The organism is Nostoc sp. CHAB 5715, assembly GCF_020829685.1.
Classification (GTDB): domain Bacteria; phylum Cyanobacteriota; class Cyanobacteriia; order Cyanobacteriales; family Nostocaceae; genus Nostoc.
In genome coordinates this window covers 1-6,253 of sequence record NZ_JAIVFR010000410.1, presented here as the reverse complement: position 1 = coordinate 6,253, position 6,253 = coordinate 1, and the positions used below count along the sequence as shown (strand labels likewise).

Sequence of the window (6,253 nt, the reverse complement as noted above, 5' to 3'; positions counted from 1 at the left end):
ATTTCATTTTGAGGTGCATCGTTATCTCAAGTCGATTGATTTCATTTTGACCCGCGATCGCGCAAGCGCTGCCTAAGATTAGCTAAATTATACTGCTGGACAAATTGATTTCGCTGTTGTTGAGCTTTTTTGCGACGCTGCTCTAGGTAATTGTCGATTTCTTGGCGATGGGTGAGATAATATGCGATCGCTGCGTATATCTCCCCTAAACAGAGAACGGGATACTGAACAGCAATTTCTTCAGGTGTAGAGCCGTTATGGTATGTTGCTAGCAAGCTATCGAGAGTAACGCGGCTTTGACCGATGCGAATACCTCCAGCTTCATCCCAACGAAACGGTGGAGCGGTAACCTGAAATTCGATTTGAACGCTCATGGGGGCAATTCTTGGATTTGTGGTATTTCTGTCTTCAGTTTACTTTAGCCGTTAAAGAGCGATCTCCCTGACATCAAAATTCAAAATTGAGGAAAAAGACTGGAGGGGATGTAAGTCCATTGGTGTCAACTTAAGCTAAAAATCGCTTATCTATTGGCTTCCACGCCCGCCCAGAAATGAATTTCAGGGCTTATAGCTAAAGTCTACTGAAGTAGACTAAAAATTTTTCGGATTATTTAGTCATCTAAAGATGACTTCAGCTAAAAGCCAAGGAACTTCAGTTCCTTGCGGGACATGGCTTTTACGTTAAGTTGACACCAATGATGTAAGTGCTTTCCCCTCTACCCCTTTTGCCCCATGCCCACTTGCCCTGAGCGACTTGTACTGAGCGTAGTCGAAGTAAGCCGAAGGGATGCCCAATTAATTCAACGGTTCCATAATGGCTCTTAAACCTTTATTAGAGAGTGTTTTGAGCATTTCTTTAGCGTTATATTCACTGCTAAATACTCCTGCTTGCATAACTTTTTGACCATCCCAAACTGTGAGAAACGCACCAGGAGCAAGCGATCGCACTAAATCTTGATCTTTATCAGTGAAAAGTGGCACTACTACGCGATAACGTACACCAAATTGTGTCGCAGAGTTACCGCCATAGGGAATACTTGCAGAACTTGTTCGTATATTGCGAGTATTACCAATAGGGATATTGTTATCAGGAAGTGGTAAAAGTGCTGAAGCAGCCGGGGCAGAAGTTTCTAGTACTGGTAATGGCTGCTGTGTTTGCTCTCTCATACTTGGAACTGCTGGCTGTGCAACTGAATTGGATGGGTATTCAGGAGCAGTAAACTCAATCGTATTAGGCTCAATCCGCACATAATTCAACTGTGGTGTATCAGGTGGCTGTGCTGGACTGGGAGTTGCAACTCTTGAAGTGTTAGTTGGTATTTGTCTAGCCGATAAGCTGCTAGGAGTAGGAAAATCGGCAACTTTAGAGGTGGCTTGCTGTTGATTGGATATAGACGTGGAAAGTGGCATATTGGCTGGCAACAATGGCAGCAGTTGACTGTTTAATTGTGCAGAAACAGGATTATTTGCTGAAATGCTGTTGCTGGTTTGCCTATTAGTACTTTCAGAGATTTCGGGAGCCGAGAAGGTGATTTCCCCATTTGCTGGTATTTCTCGTAACACATTGTTGGGGACAGGAGCAGGTTGAGAATTTTGTGTTGCAAGTGCTGTTGTACCGTTGATATCTACCTTGCCAGTGATGCGATCGCTCACAAGGTTGTTACCAGCAGCAGAAATCACCTGTTTAGCAGCGCTGGCGTTAATATCGTAGCGGGCATTATTTTGAAATTGATTACCTCCAGGTTCGGATGCACTACCCAAATCGGGCATTGCTTGAGCGATCGCAACTAAACCATCTTCTTTATTATCTTGAATAACATTATTCCGCAAAATCGGGCGGCCTTTTGCTTGCACCACAATTCCCGATCTATTGTTTTGAATTTGATTCCCTATGACTACAGGAGCGGCATTTTGGGCAATATTGATCCCAAAACCCGTTTCGTGAAAGACATTTTCTTTCACTTGGGGACTGGAGTTACCAGCAATTGTGATGCCATTGGCTCCATTGCGATCAAAATAATTCTTACTAATAGTAGGTGCAGCATTACCAGAGATAGAAATCCCATCTTGGGTACTGCCGGTAAATGTATTTTCTGCGATTACCGGATTACTTGATTCAACCCATAAACCGTAACCACGGCGGTTTGGGTTCGTCACCGTCACCCCAGTAAGCAAGGTTTGGTTTGCTCCAACAATTGTGACATTTTGATTGCCAAAGCTGCGGCTCAGGTAATCACCACCTCCTTGAATTACAATATCCTTACCTTGATTGCTAGGGTTGCCTTGAATTGAGATACCCGGTTTCAATATTAAGGGAAATTCCTCTCCTGTCTCGACGCTATAAGTGCCGATGGAGAGCATAATTACAGTATTGGCGTTAGCTAATCGCAACGCTTGGGTAATGGTTTTTATCGGAGCCGATTCGCTGCCATTGCCTAATTTGTCATCTCCACCATTTGGGTTGACAAACAGCACGTTAGCCTGAGAATTTGTTTTCTCAACTAGAGGTGTTGAAACTGGTGTTGATGGCATCTGAGCGATGCCTTCTCTTCGAGAGGCTTCTCTTTCAGAGACGCTAACGCGTAGCTTGCTTCCACGAAGTGGTACGCCAACGGCGAGCTCCGCTAACGCCCTATCCAGGAACGGCATACTTGGCGCTCCCATGCTTACAGTAAAAGATAATACTGAAAAAATAAAAAATAAAAGCCTTGCTGATTTGAGAAACTTCAGCTTTGCAAGCATAACATCTACCCTATGGTACTTAGGAAAAACACGATGGTGAATCATATTTAACACAACTCCTCGGAAGTAACCATAAATTCTTATACTCTCTAAGAGTATTATGTCGATAATATTACTCACATATTGAGCGAGTGGCAATTTTTAAGACAAGGTAATAAATGATATTGTGTCTGTTCAACAATACCTTGTCCTAAAAGACACGCTACGCGAACGCCAAAATACCCTCACTCTAAAATTTGTTAACCATCAGTGAGGCGATATATACTATGAGCTTTAATAGGCTCAGATGAGATTTTGGGCGAGAAAGCGCTCTATTTCAAAGTTAAAATTTACTGTATAAATGCTCTCCAAATAGTATCCATGCAGTCTCAAATTTAATTTGCCCATTGTGGATTTTCCAGTGTATCCGCTCTAGCTAGTCCTTTGTAAGCTTGTCGTTTACCCTAAAATACTTGACTAACCTTAGTGCGAAACTGTAGCCTCAAACTACCCTTATCACTGCCTATAGGAAAAAGGGATAATTTACCGTAACTCTCACTACTAGGTTATTTTCCGTATATTCTGCAAAAATTGAGTAAAAAAAAGCAAATTAATTAACTTATGGTTACTAGGATATATGATAATTCACATTCCGATGAAAGCACTAACGGGGTTGTTGTAATGGTCGAGCCATACAGCCAAAAAGGGCAGATACAACAAGTTGTCTACCGCATTTTAGATGCGAATTTAGATCGTGCTCGTGAGGGCTTGCGAATTATCGAAGAATGGTGTCGCTTTGGGTTGAATAATGCCCAGTTGGCTCTTGAATGTAAGCGTTTGCGACAAGAGGTTGCTAAGTGGCATACCCCGGAATTGCGGGCGGCGCGAGATACACCAGGCGATCCTGGAACTGAGTTAACCCATCCTCAGGAAGAACAACGAGCTAGTATCAAATCGGTGTTGCAAGCTAATTTTTGCCGTATAGAAGAAGCATTACGGGTGTTGGAAGAATACAGCAAGCTTTATCACCCAACTATGGCTAAAGCTTGTAAGCAGATGCGCTATCAGGTTTATACGCTAGAAAGTAGTTTAATGGGTCATCAGCGCCATCAATTGTTATGGCGATCGCGTTTGTATCTTGTTACTTCTCCTAGTGAAACTTTGTTGAACAACGTCGAAGCTGCACTCAAAGGGGGATTAACACTTTTACAATACCGCGACAAAACCGCCGATGATTCTTTGCGTCTGGAACAAGCCAGAAAACTCCGGCAATTATGCCATATCTACGGTGCTTTGTTCATTGTTAACGATCGCGTGGATGTAGCTTTAGCAGTCGATGCAGATGGGGTGCATCTAGGACAACAAGATATGCCCATTGCTGTTGCTCGGCAATTAGTGGGTTCCCAGCGTTTGATAGGTCTTTCTACCACAAATCAAGAAGAAATGCAAGCAGCAATTGCTGAAGGTGTAGATTACATTGGCGTGGGGCCAGTTTATGAAACTCCTACGAAACTAGGTAAGGTAGCGACAGGTTTAGAATATGTCAGCTATGCTGCCAAAAATTGCTCAATTCCCTGGTTTGCCATTGGAGGAATAGATGCCAATAATATCAATGATGTGATCGATGCTGGAGCCGAACGTGTAGCAGTGGTGCGATCGCTCATGCAAGCCGAACAGCCTACCTTAGTAACACAATATTTGCTATCTCAACTCAATCGCATTAAACCAGAACTTTAAAAGAGTCATTAGTCATTAGTCATTAGTCATTAGTCATTAGTCATTAGTCATTAGTCATTAGTCATTAGTCATTAGTCATTAGTCATTAGTCATTAGTCCAAAGTGAATAACCAATTCCCCATTCCCCATTCCCCATTCCCCACTCCCCACTCCCCACTCCCCACCCACATTTATGTCTAATAAAATTACGGTTCAGGTAAATGGGGAAACCCATAGCTGCTCATTTCAAACTTCTTTACCCGACTTACTTCAACAGTTGGGTTTTAACCCCCGCTTGGTGGCTGTAGAGTATAATGGCGAAATTTTACATCGCCAGTTTTGGCCGCAAACAAAAGTGCAACCAGGCGATCGCTTAGAAGTGGTAACTATTGTTGGTGGTGGTTAGTTGATTTGAGTCAGCAAGCCCAAATCCTTGAGGCTGCGTCGTGTAATCTCGATGCGGGCGGGTGCATCCTCTGCTTTATCCATATCAAGGGTTGTTGCGAAAAAGTAGACGTTTTTATTTTGCTCTAAATAACCCACGAACTAACCAACGTTTGGTTTGGTACTCGTTAACCATCCCGTCTTTCCTCGCAGTGTGTAGTCTGGAGTTTGTTCACGTACCATAATGTCTTTGACAAGATTTATTGTCCTTTGGGAGAAAGGCAAATCGCCTTGATACAACCGTTGCAAAAACTTAATTTGCTCTTTGGGTGTAATTTGCAATAGCTGCTGTTGTAGCCAAAAACGATCAATGTCTGCGGCGGTGCCAATCTGACGGTTCCCGTAACCTACTTTGTTAATAAATTGCTGCATCCGTTCATATCCAGCCCTACGTGCTAGTACTTGATAGAACCAAACAGTTGAATCTTTAAAGGCTTGACGCAAATTTGTATCATGATTCCAGGCATCAATCTCTCGGTGAATTCCATCCCAAGTCAGAACCGCCACATCATCAGGAACTACACCTATTTCTAAAGCTACCAGCGCGTTAAAAATTTTGAATGTCGAAGCTGGAGCGATGTCTACGACGGGCTACGCCTACGCAGTTGCATTACGTTGAGAATTGTGTTCATAGAAGCGGTTATTTTTTGAGTCGTAAATCAATATTGAGCCTTCACGCCCGAATTCTTGAAAGTGTCGCGCCAAATTTGGTGTTTTAACAGCGAGTATTGCTGGATGTTCAGATAGGATTGAAGCAGGTTGAGCCAGAACATACATTGCCCCAAAGGTAATCACACTCAATACAATAAGACATCCAATAACTGTAAAGACAAGTGATTGCATTTGGCGCTTTGCGTAGTGCCGAAAGGATTGCCAAATGCGAAACAAGATATTTTTCATTGCATATTTAATGGAATCACAAGCGAGATTTTACACTGCAATCTTGCTCATTTTCAAAGCTATTGATTATACAATTTACAGCTATTTTCAGGTAAATAGACCACGCGGTAGGGGCACGAGCCAGCTCATTGGTGTCAACTTAACGTAAAAGCCATGTCCCGCAAGGAACTGAAGTTCCTTGCTAATAGCGAAAGTCATCTGAAGATGACTAAATATAGCCAAAAATCTTTAGTCTACTTTAGTAGACTTTAGCTATTAGCCTTGAACTTTAGTTCTAGGCGGGCGTGGAAGCCAACAGATAAGCGTTTTTAGCTTAAGTTGACACGTATGAGCAATGCTGTGCCCTTACAACAGATGTGGTTCAAATACATGAAAACTGCTGTAATTTTAAGCTATTTAGAAAATTGCTTCATTTTCAGGAATACATAACTAATAATGAGTAGTCAGCAGTCACTGAGTGGAAACTACTGACT

At 42.5% G+C, this 6,253-nt stretch carries 4 protein-coding genes and 1 pseudogene; 2 read left to right on the top strand and 3 right to left on the bottom strand.

Annotated elements, in window-relative coordinates; translation table 11 throughout:
* Nucleotides 1-41: 41 nt before the first annotated feature.
* Nucleotides 42-374: a DUF433 domain-containing protein gene (locus tag LC574_RS21625; RefSeq protein ID WP_229455533.1), complete on the bottom strand. Its 333-nt coding sequence runs from the start codon at nt 372-374 to the stop codon at nt 42-44.
* A 420-nt stretch (nt 375-794) separates the two neighbouring features.
* Entirely contained in the window at nt 795-2,531 is a 1,737-nt protein-coding gene (locus LC574_RS21620) for a DUF1565 domain-containing protein (RefSeq protein ID WP_229455536.1), read from the bottom strand.
* A gap of 810 nt (nt 2,532-3,341) precedes the next feature.
* Here LC574_RS21620 and LC574_RS21615 point away from each other — a divergent pair.
* Both LC574_RS21615 and thiS read left to right on the top strand, forming a co-directional pair.
* A complete protein-coding gene (locus tag LC574_RS21615; protein WP_229455532.1) occupies nt 3,342-4,457 on the top strand; it encodes a thiamine phosphate synthase in 1,116 nt (371 codons plus the stop codon).
* A gap of 172 nt (nt 4,458-4,629) precedes the next feature.
* Nucleotides 4,630-4,842 carry a sulfur carrier protein ThiS gene (gene thiS, locus LC574_RS21610; protein ID WP_229455531.1) on the top strand — a complete coding sequence of 71 codons (213 nt, stop codon included), beginning with the start codon at nt 4,630-4,632 and terminating at the stop codon, nt 4,840-4,842.
* Here thiS and blaOXA read toward each other — a convergent pair.
* Nucleotides 4,839-5,723, bottom strand: a pseudogene (gene blaOXA, locus LC574_RS38175) (class D beta-lactamase). The gene thiS and the pseudogene blaOXA overlap by 4 nt on opposite strands.
* Nucleotides 5,724-6,253 lie beyond the last annotated feature (530 nt).